General features: G+C 65.2%; 5 protein-coding genes. 2 read left to right on the top strand and 3 right to left on the bottom strand.

All coding sequences use genetic code 11. The features are described 5' to 3' along the window. Both MOV75_RS31810 and MOV75_RS31805 read left to right on the top strand, forming a co-directional pair. A partial coding sequence (locus MOV75_RS31810) for a DUF1501 domain-containing protein (RefSeq protein WP_247007298.1) occupies positions 1-536 on the top strand: 536 nt, incomplete at its 5' end. Between the two features lie 255 nt (positions 537-791). Continuing rightward, positions 792-1115 carry an antibiotic biosynthesis monooxygenase gene (locus tag MOV75_RS31805; RefSeq protein WP_246931525.1) on the top strand — a complete coding sequence of 108 codons (324 nt, stop codon included), beginning with the start codon at positions 792-794 and terminating at the stop codon, positions 1113-1115. A gap of 16 nt (positions 1116-1131) precedes the next feature. On the opposite strand, the gene MOV75_RS31800 is transcribed toward MOV75_RS31805, so the two are convergent. From MOV75_RS31800 to MOV75_RS31790, 3 genes are all read right to left on the bottom strand, one after another. Continuing rightward, positions 1132-2073: an aldo/keto reductase gene (locus MOV75_RS31800; protein WP_247007297.1), complete on the bottom strand. Its 942-nt coding sequence runs from the start codon at positions 2071-2073 to the stop codon at positions 1132-1134. Positions 2074-2327: 254 nt separating this feature from the next. After that, positions 2328-2783 carry a GNAT family N-acetyltransferase gene (locus MOV75_RS31795; RefSeq protein WP_246931521.1) on the bottom strand — a complete coding sequence of 152 codons (456 nt, stop codon included), beginning with the start codon at positions 2781-2783 and terminating at the stop codon, positions 2328-2330. Between the two features lie 83 nt (positions 2784-2866). Then, positions 2867-3358 (bottom strand): PAS-domain containing protein (locus MOV75_RS31790; RefSeq protein ID WP_247007296.1); only part of this gene is annotated, 492 nt, incomplete at its 5' end.

The following is a 3358-nucleotide window of genomic DNA, read 5'->3' as shown; positions in this document are numbered from 1 at the left end:
AGCGCAAGCCCGGCAATGCGGTGGCGCAGATGCGGCAGGTTGCGCGCGGCGAGGCCAAGCTGATGGCGGCCGACGATGGCCCGCGCATCGCCGCACTCGCTTTCGACGGTTGGGACACGCATGCCAATGAAGGCGGCCCGGTCGGTCGTCTTGCCTTCCTGCTCGGCGGGCTCGACGGCGCACTCGCCGAATTCGAAAGCGGCTTGGGCGATCGCTGGCGCGACACCGTCGTTGTCGTCGCCACCGAATTCGGCCGCACCGCGCGCATCAACGGAACCGACGGCACCGATCACGGCACCGGCACGATCGCGCTGCTCGCCGGCGGCGCCGTGAAGGGCGGCCGCGTCATCTCCGACTGGCCGGGCCTCAAGCTCGCCAACCTCCATGAAGGCCGCGACCTCAGGCCCACCACGGATCTGCGTTCGGTGATCAAGGGCGTGCTGCAGGACCAGTTCGGCCTGTCCGATCGCGTGCTGGCGGAAACGGTGTTTCCGGACAGCGCCGCAGCACGGCCGATGAAGGGATTGGTGGTCTGACTTAATCTCTCCCCGCTCTTTGCGGGGAGAGGTCGGATGGCGCAGCCATCCGGGTGAGGGGCAGGGCACATTGTTGCCCAAGAGGTAGTCCATCCGACTCGCACAACAGCAGTGCGTGCGACGCGCGCTTCGTTTACAATCGATATCGAACTCGCGGAAGCAGCCCCTCACCCCACCCTCTCCCCGTAAGAACGGGGCGAGGGAGTGAGAGGGCGGTGCATCCCTTACGAGCCCCGCCTCCAGGAGACCACACCCATGTACATCGCCATGAACCGCTTCCGCGTCGCCAAGGGCTCCGAGGTCGCCTTCGAGCAGGTCTGGCTCAGCCGCGACACGCATCTGGACAAGGTGCCGGGCTTTGTCGAATTCCATCTGCTGCGGGGCCCCGAGCTCGAGGACCACACGCTGTACGCCTCGCACACGGTGTGGGCGAACCACGCGGCGTTCGAGGCCTGGACCAAGTCGGAAGCATTTCGTGCCGCGCATCACCGGGCCGGCGACAACAAGCCGCTCTATCTCGGTCATCCCCAGTTCGAAGGCTTTGAGGTGATGCAGACCGTCGGACGCGGCGCGAAGTAGCGCCACGCCTCGCACGTCAGCCCAGAGTGATCTTGTCGATCTCCGCCATCTCCTCCGCGCTGAGCTTCCAGGCAATCGCTTTGACGTTCTCCTCGATCTGCTCGACGCGCGTGGCGCCGGCGATCACGCTCGACACCTGCGGTCGCGCGGCGAGCCAGGAGAAGGCGAGTTCGAGTATCGAATGGCCCCGCGTCTTGGCAAAAGCCTGGAGCTTCTCGACGATGTTCTCGTTGCGTGGCGTGACGTAGCGGTCGCGCAGCCGCGGCACCTTGCCGAAGCGGGTATCATCAGGCGCGGCCTCGCCCTTCCGGTACTTGCCGGTCAGAAGTCCGCTGGCGAGCGGGAAGAACGGCAACAGGCCGAGCCTGTATTCAGTTGCCGCCGGCAGCAGGTCCTTCTCGATATCGCGCATGATGAGTGAATATTCGTCCTGGCAGGAGACGAACCGGCTGACATTCATCGCGCGCGCGACATGCTCGGCTTCAGCGACGCGCCAGGCCGGAAAGTTCGAATTGCCGATGTAGCGAACCTTGCCTTGGCGGACGAGATCGTCGAGCGCGCGCAGGCTCTCCTCGATCGGCGTCAGCGGGTCATAGTCGTGCTGCTGATAAAGATCGATGTAGTCGGTCTTCAGCCGCTTCAGGCTGGCCTCGACGGCGTCCATGATGTAGCGGCGCGATGCGCCCTGCTTGGTGCCGTCCTCCGCCATCGGCTTGGAATATTTCGTCGCCAGCACGATGTCCTTGCGGCGATCGCCCAGGACGGTGCCCAGCACGTTTTCCGAGCCGCCCATGTTCGAATAGATGTCGGCGGTGTCAAACAGCGTGATGCCGAGATCGAGCGCGCGATGGATCACCTTGCGCGAGGTCTCCAGATCCGTGCGCTGGCCGAAATTGTTGCAGCCGAGCCCGACCGCAGACACGCGAAGGCCGGAGGCGCCGAGATTGCGAATTTCCATGGGAGATCCTGTCAGAGATGAGCAGCCACTCATTGTGACCACCGTGCGCCGCGCCAGCAAGGCGCTCGCCGCGCTGCTGCCATGCTGACAAGGCGGACAAAAAAATGCGGCCCCTGTCAGACGCGGCGACTGACGGGGACCGCTTTGGGGCGCTTGATCGGTGACGGGGGGCCTGATCAGACGCAGGTGCAGCCTAGCCGCGCTATGTTACGCGCGGGTGACAGCGGGAGTTATCCACAGGGTGCGCGCGGGCATCAGAACAGCTTGCGATAGACGATGAAGCCGGATCGCTCCGCGACCTTGTCGTACAGGCTCTGCGCCGTGAGATTGGTCTCGTGCGTCTGCCAATAGACGCGCGGCGATCCCGCGAGCTTTGCGCGTTCGTAGACGCCATGGATCAGCGCCGACCCGACGCCCTTGCCGCGGGCGCTCTCGGACGTGAACAGGTCCTGCAAGTAGCAGGACGGCTCGATCGCGGTGGTGCTGCGATGAAACAGATAGTTCGTCATGCCGAGCAGCTTGCCGTCGCTCTCGGCGACCAGCCCGTGCACCGGCTCATAGGCGTCGAAGAAGCGCTGCCACGTCACCTTCGTGATCTCGGGAGCGAGCGCGGTCGGGCCGGAGCGGCCGTAGAAGGCGTTGTAGCCGTCCCACAGCGGCAGCCATTGGTCGTAATCCTGCCTGGTGACGGAGCGAATGGTGAGTGACATGGAATTTCCGCGATCTCGGGGGCACGACGAAGAGATGTCCTTCATACGTGATGATCGCATTGCCGATCAATCGCGTCGTTGCATCACTCCGCGACCCGCAGGTAGCGGATCAGCTTGCGGCCCGCGGGATCGCGCAGCGAGCGGTAATAGTCGGCGCGTGACGCCGCGTCGGTGTGGCGCACGAGGTCGGTCACCGGCGTGTAGCTCAGCATCCGGCCGCCGTCGGGCAGGGCGGCGCAAACGAAGCGCAGCACCTCGCCGTTGCGCAAGGCGATGTTGATCGGCGTGGCATCGCCGATCCGCACCATCTCCATGCGCTGCGCGATGAAAATTCCGAGCTCGTCCTCGGGCAGCTCGAACGCGCCGGTGTCGCGGCTGTGATACATCAGCGCGATGAAGGGCGGCTTGCCGTCGGCGATCTCGTCCGGCACCGCAAAGTAATCGCGGAACGCGCGGTTGATGAACTCGGCCCGAGTCTCGGCATCGAGCAGGACGATGCCGATATCGACCTGGTCGAGCGCGGCCGACAGCCGCGCGGCGGTGGCGTGACTTCGGCGCTCGGCCGCGAACGTGCC

The organism is Bradyrhizobium sp. PRIMUS42 (assembly GCF_023006515.1).
In the GTDB taxonomy this organism is placed as follows: domain Bacteria; phylum Pseudomonadota; class Alphaproteobacteria; order Rhizobiales; family Xanthobacteraceae; genus Bradyrhizobium.
Note: the sequence above shows the minus strand (reverse complement) of the source record. Positions and strands in the feature narration are given on the sequence as shown.